This window comes from Erythrobacter sp. Alg231-14 (assembly GCF_900149685.1).
Taxonomy (GTDB): domain Bacteria; phylum Pseudomonadota; class Alphaproteobacteria; order Sphingomonadales; family Sphingomonadaceae; genus Erythrobacter.
In genome coordinates this window covers 2,656,669-2,675,277 of sequence record NZ_LT702999.1, presented here as the reverse complement: position 1 = coordinate 2,675,277, position 18,609 = coordinate 2,656,669, and the positions used below count along the sequence as shown (strand labels likewise).

21 protein-coding genes are annotated in these 18,609 nt (G+C 55.9%); 13 read left to right on the top strand and 8 right to left on the bottom strand.

What is annotated here, in order from left to right:
* Positions 1 to 3: 3 nt before the first annotated feature.
* The 3 genes from ilvN to miaA form a co-directional block, all read right to left on the bottom strand.
* On the bottom strand, positions 4 to 519 hold the full coding sequence (gene ilvN / locus BQ8290_RS12855; protein WP_108790927.1) for an acetolactate synthase small subunit: 516 nt from the start codon (positions 517 to 519) through the stop codon (positions 4 to 6).
* A gap of 28 nt (positions 520 to 547) precedes the next feature.
* Positions 548 to 2,272 carry a biosynthetic-type acetolactate synthase large subunit gene (gene ilvB, locus BQ8290_RS12850; RefSeq protein WP_443112341.1) on the bottom strand — a complete coding sequence of 575 codons (1,725 nt, stop codon included), beginning with the start codon at positions 2,270 to 2,272 and terminating at the stop codon, positions 548 to 550.
* Positions 2,273 to 2,562: 290 nt separating this feature from the next.
* Positions 2,563 to 3,558, bottom strand: coding sequence for a tRNA (adenosine(37)-N6)-dimethylallyltransferase MiaA (gene miaA, locus BQ8290_RS12845; protein ID WP_108790923.1), 996 nt, complete (start codon positions 3,556 to 3,558; stop codon positions 2,563 to 2,565).
* On the opposite strand from miaA, the gene serB reads away from it, so the two are divergent.
* Complete coding sequence (gene serB, locus BQ8290_RS12840) at positions 3,551 to 4,456, top strand: phosphoserine phosphatase SerB (protein ID WP_443112323.1); 906 nt, start codon at positions 3,551 to 3,553, stop codon at positions 4,454 to 4,456. The two genes, miaA and serB, sit on opposite strands and share 8 nt — an antisense overlap.
* A 128-nt stretch (positions 4,457 to 4,584) precedes the next feature.
* A complete protein-coding gene (locus tag BQ8290_RS12835; RefSeq protein ID WP_108790920.1) occupies positions 4,585 to 5,418 on the top strand; it encodes a Coq4 family protein in 834 nt (277 codons plus the stop codon).
* Here BQ8290_RS12835 and BQ8290_RS12830 read toward each other — a convergent pair.
* Positions 5,415 to 6,101 (bottom strand): nitroreductase family protein, encoded by a 687-nt coding sequence (locus BQ8290_RS12830; RefSeq protein WP_108790918.1) that lies wholly within the window; start codon positions 6,099 to 6,101, stop codon positions 5,415 to 5,417. The two genes, BQ8290_RS12835 and BQ8290_RS12830, sit on opposite strands and share 4 nt — an antisense overlap.
* A gap of 130 nt (positions 6,102 to 6,231) precedes the next feature.
* On the opposite strand from BQ8290_RS12830, the gene BQ8290_RS12825 reads away from it, so the two are divergent.
* Positions 6,232 to 7,023 (top strand): Coq4 family protein, encoded by a 792-nt coding sequence (locus BQ8290_RS12825; RefSeq protein WP_108790916.1) that lies wholly within the window; start codon positions 6,232 to 6,234, stop codon positions 7,021 to 7,023.
* A 265-nt stretch (positions 7,024 to 7,288) separates the two neighbouring features.
* Here BQ8290_RS12825 and BQ8290_RS12820 read toward each other — a convergent pair whose 3' ends face one another.
* Genes BQ8290_RS12820 through BQ8290_RS12805 form a run of 4 tightly spaced genes read right to left on the bottom strand, consistent with a single transcriptional unit; the run spans position 7,289 to position 11,014 of the window.
* The gene (locus tag BQ8290_RS12820; RefSeq protein WP_108790914.1) at positions 7,289 to 7,627 is read right to left on the bottom strand and encodes a DUF6122 family protein; all 339 of its coding nucleotides are present in this window, start codon (positions 7,625 to 7,627) and stop codon (positions 7,289 to 7,291) included.
* Positions 7,612 to 9,864, bottom strand: a complete 2,253-nt coding sequence (gene purL / locus BQ8290_RS12815; protein WP_108790912.1) for a phosphoribosylformylglycinamidine synthase subunit PurL — start codon at positions 9,862 to 9,864, stop codon at positions 7,612 to 7,614. The genes BQ8290_RS12820 and purL overlap by 16 nt, the downstream gene beginning before the upstream one ends.
* 16 nt (positions 9,865 to 9,880) lie before the next feature.
* Entirely contained in the window at positions 9,881 to 10,555 is a 675-nt protein-coding gene (locus BQ8290_RS12810; protein ID WP_108790910.1) for a hypothetical protein, read from the bottom strand.
* A 45-nt stretch (positions 10,556 to 10,600) separates the two neighbouring features.
* On the bottom strand, positions 10,601 to 11,014 hold the full coding sequence (locus BQ8290_RS12805) for a DUF2177 family protein (RefSeq protein WP_108790908.1): 414 nt from the start codon (positions 11,012 to 11,014) through the stop codon (positions 10,601 to 10,603).
* Positions 11,015 to 11,137: 123 nt separating this feature from the next.
* Here BQ8290_RS12805 and BQ8290_RS12800 point away from each other — a divergent pair, with 123 nt between their 5' ends.
* From BQ8290_RS12800 to tgt, 10 genes are all read left to right on the top strand, one after another.
* Positions 11,138 to 11,407, top strand: a complete 270-nt coding sequence (locus BQ8290_RS12800) for an exodeoxyribonuclease VII small subunit (RefSeq protein WP_108790906.1) — start codon at positions 11,138 to 11,140, stop codon at positions 11,405 to 11,407.
* Between the two features lies 1 nt (position 11,408).
* Entirely contained in the window at positions 11,409 to 12,335 is a 927-nt protein-coding gene (locus BQ8290_RS12795; RefSeq protein WP_108790904.1) for a farnesyl diphosphate synthase, read from the top strand.
* Positions 12,332 to 12,727, top strand: coding sequence for a hypothetical protein (locus tag BQ8290_RS12790; protein ID WP_108790902.1), 396 nt, complete (start codon positions 12,332 to 12,334; stop codon positions 12,725 to 12,727). Before BQ8290_RS12795 ends, BQ8290_RS12790 begins: the two co-directional genes overlap by 4 nt.
* Positions 12,724 to 13,236: a pantetheine-phosphate adenylyltransferase gene (coaD, locus tag BQ8290_RS12785; RefSeq protein WP_108790900.1), complete on the top strand. Its 513-nt coding sequence runs from the start codon at positions 12,724 to 12,726 to the stop codon at positions 13,234 to 13,236. The genes BQ8290_RS12790 and coaD overlap by 4 nt, the downstream gene beginning before the upstream one ends.
* A 73-nt stretch (positions 13,237 to 13,309) precedes the next feature.
* Positions 13,310 to 14,059 carry a peptidylprolyl isomerase gene (locus BQ8290_RS12780; RefSeq protein ID WP_337661399.1) on the top strand — a complete coding sequence of 250 codons (750 nt, stop codon included), beginning with the start codon at positions 13,310 to 13,312 and terminating at the stop codon, positions 14,057 to 14,059.
* Between the two features lie 42 nt (positions 14,060 to 14,101).
* Positions 14,102 to 15,142 carry a tRNA preQ1(34) S-adenosylmethionine ribosyltransferase-isomerase QueA gene (queA, locus tag BQ8290_RS12775; RefSeq protein WP_108790898.1) on the top strand — a complete coding sequence of 347 codons (1,041 nt, stop codon included), beginning with the start codon at positions 14,102 to 14,104 and terminating at the stop codon, positions 15,140 to 15,142.
* A 4-nt stretch (positions 15,143 to 15,146) separates the two neighbouring features.
* The gene (locus BQ8290_RS12770) at positions 15,147 to 15,602 is read left to right on the top strand and encodes a hypothetical protein (RefSeq protein WP_108790896.1); all 456 of its coding nucleotides are present in this window, start codon (positions 15,147 to 15,149) and stop codon (positions 15,600 to 15,602) included.
* Positions 15,603 to 15,615: 13 nt separating this feature from the next.
* Positions 15,616 to 16,593: an ATP-binding cassette domain-containing protein gene (locus BQ8290_RS12765; RefSeq protein WP_108790894.1), complete on the top strand. Its 978-nt coding sequence runs from the start codon at positions 15,616 to 15,618 to the stop codon at positions 16,591 to 16,593.
* Positions 16,590 to 17,360: an ABC transporter permease gene (locus BQ8290_RS12760; RefSeq protein WP_108790892.1), complete on the top strand. Its 771-nt coding sequence runs from the start codon at positions 16,590 to 16,592 to the stop codon at positions 17,358 to 17,360. Before BQ8290_RS12765 ends, BQ8290_RS12760 begins: the two co-directional genes overlap by 4 nt.
* Positions 17,361 to 17,440: 80 nt before the next feature.
* Positions 17,441 to 18,568, top strand: coding sequence for a tRNA guanosine(34) transglycosylase Tgt (gene tgt, locus BQ8290_RS12755; protein WP_108790890.1), 1,128 nt, complete (start codon positions 17,441 to 17,443; stop codon positions 18,566 to 18,568).
* The last annotated feature ends 41 nt before the right edge of the window (positions 18,569 to 18,609 follow it).

Here is an 18,609-nt window from a genome sequence, read left to right as displayed (position 1 = left end):
GGTTTAGCTGCCACCGGCCCCGCGCATCATGCCAACCACGCCGGATCGGCCCACAGAAACGAGGCCGAGTTCGCGCATCAACACGATGAAACTGTCAATCTTATCCGGCGCACCGGTTAGCTCAAAAACGAAGCTGGACGTGGTTGTGTCGACCACATTGGCGCGAAAGTGCTGCGCAATGCGCAAAGCCTCGACCCGCGATTCCCCTTTTCCCGCAACCTTGATCAGAGCCAATTCACGTTCGACATGGGGGCCAGCGGCGGTGAGGTCGGTCACCTTGTGGACAGGAACCAGCCGTTCCAGTTGCGCCTCTATTTGGTCAATAACCTCAGGTGGACCATTGGTGACGACGGTGATCCGGCTGATCGCGTGATCATCGGAAATATCCGCCACGGTTAAGCTGTCGATGTTGTAACCGCGCGCCGTGAATAGGCCGGTGATCTTGGCCAGGATACCCGGTTCATTATCGACCGTTACGGTAAGGACGTGCCGTTCGGATTCGGCGTTCTTGATTTTCATGATCTTCGTTTTCCTTGACCGGCGCGGGTTAAACCAACGCTTTGGCTTCGTCATCCATCGTGCCGTCGACCTGATCGCCGTAAAGCAGCATTTCGGTGTGCGCCGCGCCCGATGGAATCATCGGCAGGCAATTGGCATCTTGGGCGACGCAGCAATCGACGATCACGGGACCATCATGGTTCATCATTTCCAAGATACCCGCATCCAGATCGGCCTCATCGGTGATGCGGATACCCTTCCAGCCATAGGCCTCGCCCAATTTCACGAAATCGGGAAGACTGTCGGAATAGGAGTTGGAATACCGGCTTTCATAGGTCAGTTCCTGCCATTGGCGGACCATGCCCATATACTCGTTGTTGAGGATGAAAATCTTGACCGGCAGACGGAATTGGGATGCCGTGCCAAGCTCTTGAATGTTCATCTGGATCGATGCCTCACCGGCGATATCGATCACCAGCGCATCGGGGTGGCCCAACTGCGCGCCAATCGCGGCGGGCAAGCCGTAGCCCATTGTGCCAAGGCCCCCACTTGTCAGCCATTTGTTCGGTTCTTCAAACCCAAAATATTGCGCCGCCCACATTTGATGCTGACCCACTTCCGTGGAGATGATCGGGCTTTTGTCGCGGGTAAGGGCGTGCAGGCGTTCCACCGCCTTTTGCGGCATGATGGCCTTGGGATCTTTTCTTGAGCGTTCGGGATAGGCGAGGCATTCGCGCGCGCGCCATCCGGCAATCCGAGCTTTCCATTCGCCCAGATGGCGCGCCTCACGTTCGCCCCATGCGCTTACCATCTGTTCCAGAACCGTGGCGCAATCGCCTATAATCGCGAGGTCGACCGTCACGTTCTTGTTGATGGAAGAACGGTCGATGTCGATGTGGATTTTCTTGGAATCGGGAGAGAACGCATCAAGACGGCCCGTTACCCGGTCATCAAAGCGCGCCCCGATACAGACCATCACATCGGCCTTGTTCATCGCCATATTGGCTTCGTATGTGCCGTGCATTCCCAGCATACCGAGCCAATCGGAATGCTCGCTTGGAAACGCGCCCAATCCCATTAGCGTCGATGTGACCGGCGCGTTGGTTAGGTCTTGTAGTTGACGCAGCAGGCGCGTCGCCTCTGGCCCGGAATTGATAACGCCGCCTCCTGTATAAAGGATCGGACAATCCGCGTTTGCGATCATGTCGATGGCTTCGGCGATTTGCTCTGCCGGGGCGACCAGTTGCGGCGCGTAGCGATGCGAAGCGGGCCGCGATGACGCGTTGGTTTTGGATGGGACAGCGATCTGCACATCTTTGGGTATGTCCACGACAACCGGACCGGGACGGCCCGTGGTTGCTATGCGAAAGGCTTCTTCGATCGTTGCCGTCAGGTCGGCGGGGTCTTTGACCAGATAATTGTGCTTCGTGCAGTGGCGCGTGATGCCAACCGTATCAGCCTCTTGGAACGCATCCGTGCCGATCAAGGCGGTGGGAACCTGACCCGTAATCACGACAAGCGGAATCGAATCCATCCAAGCATCGGCAATGCCGGTGACCGCGTTGGTCGCACCGGGCCCGGATGTGACAAGAACCACGCCGGGTTTGCCGGTGGCCCGCGCATATCCTTCGGCAGCGTGCGCCGCGCCCGCTTCGTGCCGGACAAGGATGTGGCGAATTCGTTCGTCGCCAAACAGCTCATCGTAAATGGGCAAGACCGCTCCACCAGGATAGCCGAAGACATATTCGACCCCCTGTTCGACCAGACTTTCCATCAACAAGGCGGCTCCTGAAAGCTTCGCCACAACCGTTCTCCTAAAAATTCAACCGCTCAAGAAAAAGGCCCGAAGCGAATGTTCGCATCGGGCCTCTTCAGGATGTTTCGTAATCGAAGCGTCCTAAATCAACCCGTTTCCCGTACTAGAATGACGATAATCATGATTGAAATAGACCTTCACCTATAATCTGCGACGCTACGGATAGCGATATTTTGCGACAGAACCAAGTGCGACTTAAAGGGCTGTCTTGATTGCTCGCTAATGGTCACATTCTATCGCGTCAAGCATTAATGTTGTAATAATGATGCAAAAACGTCGTCAATCTCGATATTTTTTAAGTCTAATTTGGGCCAATCGTCGGGGGATTGGTTCCGCAACCACGTAAATTGCCGTTTTGCGTATTGGCGCGTGGATTGCGCGCCCGCTGCAATCGTATCCTCACGCGATGCGCCATCGCGGATCATTGCGGTGATTTCGGGGACGCCAATCGCGCGCATCACTGGTAATTCGGGAGAAAGGCCGCGTTCCAATAAGGCTTCAACCTCTTCGATTGCGCCGCTATCCAACATTTGTTCAAAGCGCGCGTCGCATCGGTCGTAAACCCATTGGCGTTCGGGCATCATAACGAGAGGGTGCAGGGTCACCTCATCGCCGATGCCACCTGTTTTCGCCTGTTGCCAATCGCCTAATGTCACCCCGGTGGACCGTTTTACCTCCAATGCGCGCGCGATCCGTTGGGTGTCGCCGGGGTTGAGGTCGGCGGCGCGCACAGGATCTTCGATCATCAACGCGGCATAGGCTGTTTCCACATCCATCGCGCGCACAACCTCGCGGATTTCGGGTTCAATGGCGGGGATGGGGGCGATCCCTTCGATGAGGACCTTCAAATACATGCCGGTGCCCCCGACCAAGATCGGAACCGCGCCCTTTTTATGGCATTGGGCAATTTCTGCCTTGGCCCGCACGGCCCAATCGGCGGCAGAGCATGCGTCCGCGCCGTCCCACGATCCGAACAGGCGGTGTTCAACACCTTCCATTTCTTTTTCTGATGGCCGGGCGGATAGGACCTGCAAATCGGCGTAAACCTGCGCGCTATCGGCGTTGATGATAACAGCGTTGCGATCCTGTTTGGCCAAAGCTTGTGCCAGGTCGATCGCACATGCGCTCTTGCCGCTCGCGGTTGGCCCTGCAATGAGCGCCAGCGGGTGTGACGTCGCGTGTGACGTTGGCTCTGACAATGGCTGATCTTTCTTGGCCGGTTTGGGAGATTTCTTGGTGCTCATTTCGCGTCTGATAGCAGACCAGAACCCGGATGGAACGGGTGATCTCGAAACGATGCTCAAGCCGGTTAGCTATGCCTTGGCGCACAGCGATTCCGTTCCGCATTATGAGAGCGCCGAAATATTTGATTTGGATGTGCCGGTTCTGGAAATGCGATGGGGCTGTGATGATGTCCGATTGATTCAAAACATTATCGATGCGCATTTCCCATCGAGCGATTCACTGGTCACATCCGCGGAGCCGCGCGTGCCGCGATTGTTTGTCTCTGATATGGATTCGACCATGATTGGTCAGGAATGCATCGACGAACTCGCCGATTTCGCCGGATTGAAAGAACAAATTTCCGACATCACAGAGCGTGCGATGCAGGGTGAATTGGATTTCGAATCCGCTTTGAAGGAGCGTGTGGCGTTGCTGAAAGGGTTAGAGGAAGCCGCGATAGAGCGTTGTTTGCGCGACCGTATTTCTCCAACACCCGGGGCAAAGACTCTGTGTCAGACATTAAAGGCATTTGGGTGTCGCAATATCTTGGTCACCGGCGGTTTCCATCATTTTGGCGATGAGGTCGGCGCGATGTTGGGTTTTGATCGGGTGGTTGGAAACCGGCTTGGCGTGGCCGACGGTCGTCTAACCGGTGGTCTAGACGGGCCGATTACCGATGCGAACACGAAAATGGCCGTTTTGATCGAAGAGGCCACCCGGTTTGGCGAAGACGCCACCACTTTGGCGAGCGGCGATGGCGCCAATGACATTCCGATGATTGAGGTTGCGACGTACGGTTTTGCCTATCGTGCAAAGCCAAAGGCACGGGCGGCTTCCAATGGCCGGATTGATCGCGGCGATCTGACTTCGATACTTTCGCTTTTGGGAATTCCTCGCGACGACTGGACGACGGGGTAGGGCGCACGACACTCACCCAACACCCATACGCAACATTGCGTGGGTCTCTTTACAGAAATGTAAGCGATTCTTGTTAGCGGTCACATTGCAAACTTTGACCCCTAAGAATCGACCGAGGCCCGACGATCATGCAAAACATCGCCGATTATTCCAATCAATACGCCGCCGATGGCACCGTTTTACTGCACCCTGATCGTCCCAAGGCGCGATATTCATTGCCAAGCGCGATCAAGAACTTTCGCCTTTTGATGAAGAACAAAGAAGACACCAGCTTGGTGTTCAAGATCTACGAGGCGCTTCCCCCGCGCACATTCATGCCGCGCGTGCAGAATTTGTCTCAATCCGAGCACGGCGAATTCTTGCGTCAAACAGAACGCGATTTGCCGGAAATTTTGGACGATCATGCCGCTTTGCGTCGGACGCCAAAGGGCAGTCTGGCCCATGCCTATTGCGATTTCATGGAAAGCGAAGGTCTGACGGCAGCGGGTCTGGTGGCGGATGCAGAAAGCACCGGTCGCCCTAAATATGACGATATGGCCCAATGGTTTGGCGATCGTTCACGCGATCTGCACGATATGTTCCACGTCCTTACCGGATACGGACGGGACGCGTTGGGCGAACAATGCGTGTTGTTGTTCACCCACGGTCAGAGCCCCAGCCACGGTCACTTGTTGATCGGTTATGCTGGCTCGCTGAACATTAAAATGCAGGTCAAAGGGAGCCGCGCACCGATCATGGCCGCCGCCCAACAAGCGCGCCGGACCGGCAAAGGGTCACCGCGCCTCATCGAAGAACCGATCCGCGAGTTGTTGAAACAGCCGGTCGATCGTCTGCGCAACGCGTTGAACATTCCAGAGCCGACCGTGTACCGGGAATGCCATAAGATCTGGTGTTCAGAAGGCATCGATCCGTACAATTTGTTGGCGGCCGAAACGCAATCGGGCGATTTGGTGTCCGCTTAAAGCCAGCTTGAAATCTGGCTTAGGGGTTTCTTTTTCAACGCATGGGCGGGGACGGTGGCGTCGTCGGTTGGGCGACCCACAACCACGATCATCAATGGTTTTTCCCATTCCGGTCGCTCGCAAGCTTCGCGCAAGAACCCCATAGGCGACGGCGTGTGGGTAAGAGTGGCCAATCCCGCTTCGTGCAGGGTGGCGATCAACATGCCGCATGCGATGCCGACGCTCTCATTGACGTAATAGTTTTGCGTCTTGCCGTCTTCGTCGATGCCGCCTTTGCGCTGGGCAAACACCACGATCAAGTAAGGCGCGGTTTCCAAAAACGGCTTGGCGTCGTCGGTGCCCAACTCTTTCAGCGCGCCCAGCCATTCGTCGCTGGCTTTAGGGGCGTCACCATCGGCACCATAGAAGCGGCGCTCTTCCGCCTCTGCCGCTTCGCGAATGGCGCGCTTTTTCTTTTCGCTTTCAACAACCGCGAAATGCCACGGTTGGTGATTGGCTCCATTTGGGGCTGTGCCGGCGGCCTCTATGGCTGCCTCGATTGCCTCGCGCGGGACAGGAGCGTCTGAGAAATACCGGCAGGTTCGCCGTTCTTTCAACGAATCGCGCAGCGCGCGGGCGCGTGCGACGCTTTCATCATCGGGTAGCGCGGTAAGAGCGTAGGGTGTTGTTTCATGGTCTTGCATTGCGCTCTATTGCCATACTGTGCGGACAAGGGAAGAGTGACGTTACGAAACCGGTGGTTGACGACTTACTGACATCAATGTAAGTTTCAATTCATGTACTCAAATCGAGTCGCTCTACTGGGAGGTATTGATGGCAATTCTTGATCTACCAATGGTCGCAAATGACCGCGATATGGCTGGCTTTCGCCCGTTTAAGGCCTTGCATCATTTCAAGAACCTCATCGCCGATAAAGAGGACACCAAACAGGTGTTCTACATCATCGAAGCCCTAAAGGGGCGCAAACCGTTCGATCAGGCCAAAGCGTTCATCCAATCGGAAGAGGGCCGAGATTTCATGATCCGCGAAGACGGCAATCCGATCTCTGAAAAATTGGATGACCACGCGACATGGGCCGATTGTGGTCCGGAAACTTTGGCCCATCACTATATCAGATTCATGAAGCGCGAAGGGCTGACCGCGGCGGGATTGGCCGAAGAAAGTTACGATTGGCGCCCGCGCGAAGAACGACCCAACGATCAGGTGGAATGGTATCTTTGCCGTCTGCGCGACACGCATGATCTCTTCCATGTTCTAACGTCTTACGGCCGTGATGCCTTGGGCGAAGCCGCGCTGCTTGGCTTTAGCTACGAGCAGAATCAGAACTTAGGCGTGAAATTTATCGCCTACGCTGCCGCGCGTCAGATCAAGAAAGTGTCCGGCACAAAAGCGCCGATTTACGCTGCGATCAAAGAAGGCCGCGAATTGGGCAAGGCGGCGGCGAAGCTCGCGCATATGGATGTCGAAAAGGTCATGCGTGAAGACATCAATGAAGTGCGCGCGCGGATGAATATTGGTGAACCCGTGATCTATCGCGAATGCCTACGCATTCTTGAAAGCGAAGGGAACACGGAAGAGCAATTGTTGGCACCGCAAGCTGCCTAACGGTCCGCCCTGCGGATGACGAATTTCATTCCCGGCCAGACGGTATAGACGGCGCAAATTGTATTGATGAAGCCGGTGGCCAATCCGATGGTTTATGCGGCCGCTTGATCCAATTGGGTCTGGCGGCCGCAACCTTTTTCGAAACGAACACGCCGATCGATGGCGTCGGCGGCGGCTTACAGCACCCCATCGAACCAAGATCGATACGTGCCTTACAGATTGCACGTTTTCGCATGTGACGCCCCGGAATACACGGCGGTCATTGTCACCAAACCTGCATCGAGCAATCACCGTAATCCACCACCAGATGCCACAACGCCCCGATCGCGAACGCGCGCGCCCACCATCGCGGGATGAACATCATGACGGTGAATGCCAGCGCGGCCTCCCACCCATGGAGAAGGTGGAAACCAATGCTGCACCTGTCCGGATCGAACATGGGTGTGGCCAACACATGGTCGAAATCGATCGCGTTTGCCGCGGCAATGACCGCCCCGTTTCGCAACCAATCCCGACGCCAAATAACCCACGCAATGGCAAACGGCACCAACCAGTGCCCGCCATAATGCAGGATCGGTTGTAGCGTTTCTATCCGCCCATCCAATCGGCGAAGAAGCTGTTATGCGCAGCGTGCATTTCGGACAAAGAAACGCCCAAAAGGCCATCCCCTCCGACGGTTCCGATGCGGTGGAAGCCGACCATTTCCGCCTCTGGAATATCGGGTCCTTGGGCAACGATCCGGTTGAACGCGTCGGAATTTTCGGGCGACACCGTGATGATGTACCGCGCCTGATCCTCGCCGAACCACCATTGTGCCTTTGTATAGGCGTCGTTTTCGGAAACCGTTGCGCCGATCCCGCCGGACATTGCCATTTCGGCCAAAGCCACGGCCAAACCGCCATCGGACAAATCATGCACCGCGCTAAGAATGCCTGCGCCGATCAATGTGCGCACGATCTCACCCGCGCCGCGTTCTGCGGCGAGGTCCACCGGAGGCGCGCGGCCAGCATCGAGCCCTTTGACAATGTCGAGCCACAAGGACTTGCCCAAGTGCGAACGCGTGGGATCGGGTTTGGCCCAGAATTCTGGCGCAATTATGTAGATCGCATCGCCTTCTGATTTGAACGCCGGCGTGACCATAGTGGCCGCATCGTCGATCAATCCAACGCCACCAATGGCGGGCGTTGGCAGAATGGCACTGCCGCCGCCGGTTGCTTTGGATTCGTTGTAAAGCGACACGTTGCCAGACACGATGGGGAAATCCAACGAACGGCACGCCTCGCCCATGCCATCAAGAGCATGGACAAATTGTGCCATGATTTCGGGCCGTTGCGGGTTCGCAAAGTTTAAACAATTGGTCACGGCGAGAGGCCGAGCGCCAACCGCGCACAGATTGCGATACGCTTCTGCGATGGCTTGTTTGCCGCCTTCATACGGATCGGCATGCACATAACGAGGAGTGCAATCGGTGCTCATCGCGAGCGCTTTATCGGTGCCATGAACACGCACGACGCTGGCATCGCCGCCGGTTTGCAGCGTGTCGGCCATCACTTGGCTGTCATATTGTTCTGCGATCCAACGACGCGATGCGAGGGCAGGGGACGCCAACATGGTGAGCAGATCCGCGCCCGGGTCATCGCATGTCGGAGTGTGGTCGAGCGGCGTGATCTCCGCCCATTTTGCGTATTCATCTTTCGACAGATACGGACGGTCATATTCTGGCGCGTCGGCGGCCAGAGGGCCGAGCGGAATATCGCACACCACTTCGCCATCAAATTCGAGGACCATGTGCCGCGTGTCGGTCACTTCGCCGATAACGGCGAAATCCAATTCCCATTTTTCAAAGATCGCCTGCGCCATGGCTTCTTTGCCGGGTTTGAGGACCATGAGCATCCGCTCTTGGCTCTCGCTCAACATCATTTCATACGGCGTCATGCCGGTTTCGCGGCACGGCACCTTGTTCATATCCAACCGGATGCCGGCCTTGCCGTTGGTGGCCATTTCGACACTGGAGGAGGTGAGGCCCGCTGCGCCCATGTCTTGGATGGCAACGATGGCATCGGTCGCCATCAATTCCAGACACGCTTCGATCAGGAGTTTTTCCGTGAACGGGTCGCCAACCTGAACCGTAGGCCGTTTTGCCTCTGCGTCTTCTTCGAAATCCGCGCTGGCCATGGTCGCGCCATGGATGCCATCGCGTCCGGTTTTTGAACCGACATAGACGATTGGATTGCCAACACCGGTCGCGGCGGAATAGAAAATCTTATCCGTATCCGCGACGCCGACCGTCATCGCATTGACGAGGATGTTTCCGTCATATGCGGGATGAAAATTAGTCTCTCCACCAACGGTCGGAACGCCGACGCAATTGCCATATCCGCCGATGCCGGCGACAACACCTTGAACCAGGTGTTTCATCTTGGGGTGATCGGGGCGGCCAAAACGCAGGGCATTCATATTGGCAACCGGCCGCGCGCCCATCGTAAAGACGTCGCGCAGAATGCCGCCAACGCCGGTGGCCGCTCCCTGATACGGTTCGATATAGGATGGGTGGTTGTGGCTCTCCATCTTGAAGATCGCAGCCTGATCATCGCCAATATCGATGATTCCGGCATTCTCACCCGGTCCGCAAATCACCCACGGCGCCTCTGTCGGCAATTTCTTCAAATGCAGGCGTGAGCTTTTGTAGCTGCAATGCTCTGACCACATCACGGAAAAGATGCCCAACTCAACCAAATTGGGCGTGCGGCCCAATCCGCTGAGCACGCGATCATACTCTTCGGGAGACAGGCCGTGTTGTTCGACGACTTCGGGGGTGATTTCGGAGTTGTGTTTGCTCATGCGAGCACCCCATAAATTACAGGCTCGCTGCCGCCAACCCGCCGCGTTGTGTGAAATAGCGGTTCTCCCCGACCCACACGGCAAATCCGGTTAAAATTCCAAAGGCAATCAGCGATTGGGCATAAACCATCATATTTGCCTCTGTTGGGGGAGGGGCGAACCAGTTGATCGCTTGAAACAGGAACAAGGCGCCGATCAACACCATCGGTTGGATCGCCGGTCCGCGCGACCGTTTGAGGTAATAGATAATCGCGGCAAGGGTGATGCCGATTTCCAAAGGCATCGCGATTTCTGGGTGATTCCAAAGGCCAAGGCCATACACCTTGTCACCGCCGGCCAATGTCAGATCGGGGGCATGGGTCAACCAATCGAGAACCCAATGCGACGCGACAACAACCGCCGACAACAATCCGGCGATCGTATCCTTGTGCCAAATCGCGATGACGATCCCAAAACTAATCGCCCACGCGCCCACCGCGGCTAAGGAATGGGTGTAAGGCATATAATAGAGGTCAAACGGCACCATCACCGTGGCATCTGGATCGATCCGCATTTTTTCCACGCCGATCATCGCCAGCGCAAAGAACGCCCAATCCACCAACTGCGCCGCCACGAAATAGGTGCCCAGTTTGGGGCCGCGTGAATATGCGGCCGCTGCGACAAAAGCGGGTGCAAAATGACCGATAAACATGCGTGTGTGCCCCGTTATCCTAGTATCGCTATTCGGTTGCGACGGTTATCCGTCGGTCCGATGTGTTAGTTTCAGCGTTAGCCACGTTACGATAGCGCTCGTCGAGCCGGTCGCAAACGCGCCCCACATAATGTCCACAATCGTGATCTTCGTCGCCCAAACTTTAAACACAGCTTGGCTGGTTAAATCGAATGTTGCGTAACACAATGCACCCAACAGCACGCCGTTGAGCAGCGCGACCGACACTCTCCCGCTTTCCAAACCGGGGCGAATCGCAAACCACACTGCGCCCGCCAAATAGATGATGTAGAATGCGCCCGCCGCGACCGGGTTGAATTCGTCGGCCATGATTTCGCCAATATGCGGTTCGTACAAATTGGGCCCGGCCCAATTCAACCACATCGCATCCAGCACGCCGAAGATAACAGCCGCCAAAAGTGTGGCGATAACCCATTTCATCGTCGATCGTGTCCCTGTTTGCCCCGCGCATTGCCCTTGCCGGTAGTGCAAAAGCAATTCTTGGGGACTGTGCCCGTTACACAGCCTTGACCGGGCCGACCGTCAGCGTCAATGCTCAGCGCTATGGATGAAGGAAACACTTCGGCCCAATCGGGCACCGACATTGCGAACATGACGTTTGAACAGGCGCTCGTGGCGCTGGAAGATATCGTGCAACAATTGGAACGCGGCGATGTGCCGCTTGATCAATCGATCACCCTTTACGAACGGGGCGAGAAATTGCGCGCCGCGTGCCAGAATAGGCTCGACACGGCTCAGGCGCGGATTGAGAAAATCGTCGCTGGGTCGGACGGAGTGCCCACCGGCACTGCGCCGCTAGACGGCGGCAGCTAAGATGGCTGGTGGCTCCAATGTTGTCGGGATCAACGGCGATATTCTGAAAAGCGGATTGAAACGGGTCCAACAGGAAATCGACTCCGTCTTTGACGCGTTCTTGCCGATCCCATCTGACACCAGCGCGAGATTGGTCGAAGCGATGCGTTACGCCGCCATAGGCGGGGGCAAACGGGTTCGACCGTTATTGGTGGTGTCGACGGCAGAATTGTTTGGTGTCGACCGCACGGCGGCCTTGCGTGCGGGTGCCGCGGTGGAGGCCATCCATGTCTATTCATTGATCCACGATGATCTGCCATGCATGGACGATGACGATCTGCGCCATGGAAAGCCAACGGTGCACAAAGCGTTCAACGAAGCCACTGCGGTTTTGGCGGGCGACGCGTTGCACGCATTGGCGTTTGAAATTTTGGCGGATGTCGGGACCAGCGCCGATCCGTTCGTGCGCAGCGAATTGATCGCCACCCTTGGTACAGCCAGCGGTATGAACGGCATGGCCGGTGGTCAGATTATGGACATGGTCGCCGATGAAGAGGGCGTGGATTACGATCTGCATACGATCACCCGACTGCAACAATTGAAAACCGGCGCTTTGTTGGCTGCAAGTGTTGAGATGGGCGCGGTCCTTGGCAAGATCCCACCGGAAGGACGCGCTCACTTACGGGCCTATTCGCGTGATATCGGATTGGCGTTTCAGATTGCCGATGATCTCCTCGACGTTGAAGGAGATGCGGAACTGGCGGGCAAGGCGCTGCGCAAAGACAGCGAACAAGGCAAGCAAACCTTCGTCACTTTGATGGGGGTGGATAAAGCGCGCGAACAGGCGCGGGCCTTGGTCGATCAGGCGATCGCCCATTTGGCCAATCACGGCAGCGAAGCAGACATGCTGCGCGCGCTCGCCCGGTTCATTGTGGAGCGGGATCGGTGAAAATTGGCATTGCCTCAACCCTAGTGTTGGTGAGCGCGGTCTCCGGCTGTTCATCAGACGTAGAGAGCTCGGGCAATGGCGATCAATCTGTGGACGCAACCCTCGTCGCATCCTTGGTCGATCGTTTCGATGTGCCAGCATGCGCGGATGCGAGCCTACGATACAGCGGTCGACAAGAAAGTCCCGACGGCATGTTTGTACAGCGTATTTACGATGCCCCTGTCGATTGCAGGGATGGATTGATCGCGATGTTCGCGACCGTCAATTTTACTGAGCAAGGTCCTAACAGCTATGCGGGAGAAATTTCGGATGGTTCCAAAGAGCGGATCGAATTTGAATTCAATAACGGCAGCTCAGCCGGGACAATTAGATGGGAGGTCGATGTAGAATGACACGCCGTATTGGGATTTATCCCGGAACATTCGACCCGATCACATTGGGCCATGCTGATATTATACGGCGTGGTTCCAAATTGGTGGATCACCTCATCATTGGTGTGACCACGAACCCTTCTAAAAATCCCATGTTTTCGACCGAGGAACGGTTCGCCATGGTGGAACGCGAAGTGGCGCAAATGGGCCTCGACAATGTCGAAGTCGTTGGGTTCAACGCGTTGCTTGTGAAATTTGCGCAAAAACAGGGCGCCAATGTGATCATTCGCGGTTTGCGCGCCGTCGCCGATTTTGAATATGAGTATCAAATGGCTGGCATGAACCAGCAATTGGACGACGATATCGAAACGGTGTTCTTAATGGCTGACGTTTCGTTGCAACCAATCGCGTCAAAATTGGTAAAAGAAATCGCGCTTTACGGCGGAGATATCACACCATTTGTCAGCCCGCCGGTTTGCAAAGAGGTCAATGTGCGGGTGGAGGAGATCGGCCGCAAAGGGGATTATTGATCCATTGCCCAACTGTCGATGATGGTCAGATCATTCATTGAAGTGTCAGGCTGTGCCGGTTACAGGCGAAATCATGAAAATTGCTATGTTTGAGAACACCATGAAAAACGTCCTATCGTCGATCGCAGCGCCCATCGCCGCATTGGCATTCTTGGCGGCGCCTTCCGCCGCCTTTGCGCAGAGCGACGAAGGCGACATGGATATGTCCCAAGACGAAGAGGCTGCGGCCGCTCCGGTGGACACGCGGACCTATCCCGCGATCAGCTTTGATCAAACTGAAAAGCCCGAAAACATTTGGGTGTTGGACCTTTCAAACGGTGAACGTGTCAAAATCCGTTTGATGGAAGAATGGGCGCCGGCCCATGTGGAGCGTATTAAGACGCTGACCAATCGCGGGTTTTACGATGGCGTGGTGTTTCACCGTGTGATCGATGGATTTATGGCCCAGGGCGGTGACCCCACTGGAACGGGTCAGGGCGGATCTGAGCTCCCCGATTTGAACGAAGAATTCAACCCGATGCCGCATGTTCGCGGATCGTTGGCCATGGCGCGTGCGACAGAAGAAAACAGCGCGAACAGCCAGTTTTTCATCGTGTTCTATCCGCGCTTTAGCTTGGACAAGCGCTACACCAATATCGGCCGTGTGATCGACAATATGGGTGCTGTGGACACGATCAATCGCGGCGAACCACCGCAAAACCCAACGCGCATCCTCCAAGCGTCCTTCGCTAGCGACAATCGTCCGGTCCCTGCGCCCACCGCACCTGTTGCGGCACCATCGCAAGATATCACGGCAGATTTGTTGAACGCGCCGCTTCCTTAAACGGCTATCTTTCGCAATCTCTAGGCGGTAGGCGCGCTATCCATGCGTGTTGACCTGTTTGATTTTGACCTTCCGCAAGAACGGATAGCCCTGCGCCCTGTGCGACCGCGCGATGGCGCGCGTATGTTGTTGGTAAAGGGACAAGATCGTCCGTTCGATGATCGTGGTGTTTCGGATCTTCCCGATATGCTGGAACCCGGCGACGTCTTGGTTTTCAATGACACACGCGTGATCCCAGCCCAATTGGAAGGCCGCCGTGCCAACGGCGAGGCCAAGATTGGTGCAACATTGCACAAACGCATCGATCTGCGCCGATGGCAGGCGTTTATCCGCAACGCAAAGCGGGTGAAGGTGGGCGATCAATTGGTCTTTGGCGGTGGGGTCACAGCGATTGCAGAGGCCCGCTACGATGATGGGTCGATGACTTTGATGTTCGAAGGCGACGACCCGGTTGAAGTTTTGCTGGATCGAGCCGGCACAATGCCTCTGCCCCCGTATATTGCTCAGAAACGCGGCGTCGATGAACGCGATCTTTCCGATTACCAAACGATGTTCGCCGCCGAAGATGGCGCGGTTGCGGCGCCCACGGCTTCTCTGCATTTTACCGATGCCTTGGTTGCTGCGTTGGATGCGCGCGGTGTTCAACGAGAAACGCTAACTTTGCATGTGGGGGCGGGGACGTTCCTACCGGTGAAGGCTGATGACACCGACGATCACGCCATGCATTCCGAGTTCGGGCGGATTGATGCCGAAACAGCAGGCCGGATCAATGCGGCGCGCGCTGCGGGAGGGCGGATTATAGCCGTCGGCACCACCTCTTTGCGATTGCTGGAAAGCGCCGCGGCGACAGATGGCACCGTGCGCGAATTTGCCGATGACACGGCCATTTTCATCACGCCGGGTTATCAATTTCGCGTTGTCGATGGTCTTATGACGAATTTTCATCTCCCCAAATCGACATTGATGATGTTAGTCAGTGCGTTGATGGGGCGTGATCGTATGATGGCGGCTTACCAGCATGCGATTGCTAACGGCTATCGTTTCTATTCCTACGGCGATTCCAGCCTCTTGCTTCCGGAGTGACACAATGAAGAAAACCATTTTGACAATGATCGTTGCGGCAGCGGCAATCCCGGCTAACGCGCAAACTCAAATTGCCTATCCCAGCGAGCAATCGCGCGCATTGGGCGAATGTTTGGCGCTTTCATCGACGGGTCGAGATCGGATCGTGGCGATGCGTTGGATGGCTGCGAATATCGGCAGCAGCTCCGTGATGCAGGATATCGTCACCGTAGACGCCGAAGGGAAAGTTGAAGCGGACCGTGCCATGGCGGCTTTGTTCACGCGGCTTTTTTCGCAAGATTGCGGCGAAGAAGCGGCCGTGTTGATGAAAGCGCGCGACAATGCCGGGATTGAATCGGCGGGCGCGCGTTTGGGTCAAATTGCGATGCAGGAATTGATGGGCGATCCGGCCGTGATGCAGGGGATGACCGCTTATGTTCAATACATCGACGCGTCCGCCTTCGAAGAACTTCTCAAGTAGAATTTGACAGGGCGTGAGCAGCACAATCCTAAAGATCGAAGGACTTACCAAAGTCTATGCCGGCGCCAGAGGCGCAGGGGTCACCGCGCTCGACGGCGTGGATTTGGAAATTCGTCAGGGTGAAATTTTCGCCCTACTGGGCCCCAACGGCGCGGGAAAGACGACGTTGATCGGGGCGGTGTGCGGTTTGGTCCGGCCAACATCCGGCACCATCACAGCGTTTGGCTATGATCTGGCTCGCGATTGGCGCAAGGCGCGTGCGCGGATTGGATTGGTGCCGCAGGAATTGAGCACCGACATGTTTGAAACGGTGGAACGTGCCGTTTCCTATTCGCGCGGATTGTTCGGTCACCCCCCAGATAAAGAACGGATTGCCGACATCCTTAAAAGCCTATCGCTTTATGAAAAGCGGTCCAGTCAAATCCGCGAATTGTCGGGCGGCATGAAGCGCCGCGTTCTGATAGCCAAGGCTCTCGCGCACGAGCCTGAATTGCTGTTCCTGGATGAGCCAACCGCCGGGGTCGATGTGGAGTTGCGCAAAGGTATGTGGGATCAAATCGGCGCTTTGCGAGAGCGGGGCACCACGGTTATCCTGACCACGCACTATATCGAAGAGGCCGAATTGATGGCCGATCGCGTTGGCATAATTCGCGGTGGCCGCATTTTGATGGTCGATGATAAAGACGCGATGATGCAGCGCATGGGCACGACAGAGGCCGTAATCGAATTGTCCGCACCGCTGTCCAAACTGCCAGACTCGATCGCCGCATTCCCCGTAACGATCAGCGATGATGGCCTGAAATTGTGTTACCGAGGCGGGACAGTGTCCTCAGATGGGGGCACAGGCGGCAGCGAAGACGTAGCCGGTTTGACCAAAGCATTGATCGCGGCGGGGATCGATTATCGCAGCATAGATGTGCACGATTCATCACTTGAAGATATATTCGTCGACCTTGTGAATGACGGTTCTGGAAAAGAGGAAGCGGCATGATGCGTTTCAATCTCAGAGGCGCGTGGTCAATCTATCAACGCGAATTGATGCGCGCGATGCGCACCGCGTTTCAATCCATTTTGTCGCCGGTTCTGACGACCAGCTTGTACTTCATCGTGTTCGGCACCGTTATTGGCGCCCGGATGGAACCGGTTGATGGCGTCGCTTATGGGGCCTTCATTATTCCGGGTCTTTTGATGCTGACTCTGTTGGGCGAAACGACCAGCAATTCGAGTTTTGGCATCTACATGCCGCGTTTCACCGGAACCATTTACGAGCTTTTGTCCGCCCCAGTCGGTGTGGCCGAAACACTGATTGGATTTGTAGGTGCAGCGGCGACGAAGGGGTTGATACTGGCGGCGATCATCTTGGTCACGGCAACATTCTTTGTCGATTTTGAGATCGTCCATCCCTTCTATGCGATCGGCTTTATCGTGTTGGTCACGGCGAGTTTCTCCCTATTCGGATTTATCCTGGGGGTTTGGGCGGACAGTTTTGAGAAGCTTGGGATTATCCCGCTGTTGATCCTCACCCCGCTGACATTCTTGGGCGGGACATTCTATTCGATCGACGAATTGCCGGAACCGTGGAATGCCATAGCCTTGGCCAATCCGATCGCGTTCTTGGTGAGTGGTCTGCGGTGGACGTTCTACGGGACATCGGACGTGTCGATTTGGGTCTCGCTTGGCCTGACATTGGGCTTTCTGGCGCTTTGTACGGCGGTGATCGCGTATATCTTTAAGACCGGTTGGCGCCTGCGTGAATGATCCGCGCTTAGGGCGGTCTAACATCGCCAAGTGTGGATTGTTGCTCGACATAGGTACGCGACGGTTTAAGGGGTCTGGCGATGTCCAACAGGTTCAATTTCACGCTTAACGCCGTCGATGGCCGCGCCCGCACCGGGGTAATTCAAATGCAGCGCGGAGAAATTCGCACGCCTGCATTCATGCCGGTGGGCACCGCAGCGACGGTGAAGGCGATGAAGCCAGAGGCTGTTCGTGCGTTGGGTGCCGATATCATCCTTGGCAACACCTATCATTTGATGCTTCGACCGGGCGCGGAACGCGTCGCGCGGCTTGGTGGGTTGCACAAATTCATGAATTGGGATCGGCCTATCCTAACCGATAGCGGCGGGTATCAGGTGATGAGCCTATCGGACCTCAACAAATTGACCGAGAAAGGCGTGGAGTTTCGGAGCCATATTGATGGGTCGAAACACATGTTAACTCCGGAACGGTCGATGGAGATTCAACGTTTGTTGGGTTCCGACATCATCATGGCGTTTGATGAATGCCCACGTTCCGACCGCCCTCGTGATGAAATCGCTGCCAGTATGGAAATGTCCATGCGATGGGCCAAACGCAGCCGCGAAGGTTTCGACAGCGGCGAAGAGCATGCAGAGCGGGCCGCATTGTTCGGCATTCAACAGGGTTCTTTGGACGAAGAATTGCGTGCGATCAGCGCCGACAAATTGATTGATATTGGTTTCGATGGATATGCGGTTGGCGGCCTCGCCGTGGGTGAGGGACAAGAGGCTATGTTCGCCGTGCTCGATTATGCCCCCGAACAATTGCCCAAAGATCGTCCGCGTTATTTGATGGGAGTTGGCAAGCCCGATGATCTTGTCGGTGCGGTGGAACGCGGAATCGACATGTTCGATTGCGTCCTGCCAACGCGATCTGGGCGCAATGGTCAGGCGTTCACTTGGAATGGGCCGTTGAACATGCGCAACGCCCGTCACGCAGAGGACACAGGGCCTCTGGATGAAAAGTGCGGTTGTCCGACATGTTCTAAATATTCGCGCGCCTATATCCATCACTTGATCAAAAGCGGTGAGATTTTGGGCGCAATGCTGGTCACAGAGCACAATCTGGCGTTCTATCAATCGTTGATGGCGGCGATGCGCGATGCGATTTCAAATGGGACATTTGCCGAGTTTGCGCGCGGTTTCCGACGGGATTATTTGAAGAAATAGGATGCGAATGCGCCTGTTTGGCACCCGTCGTGATCACAAGG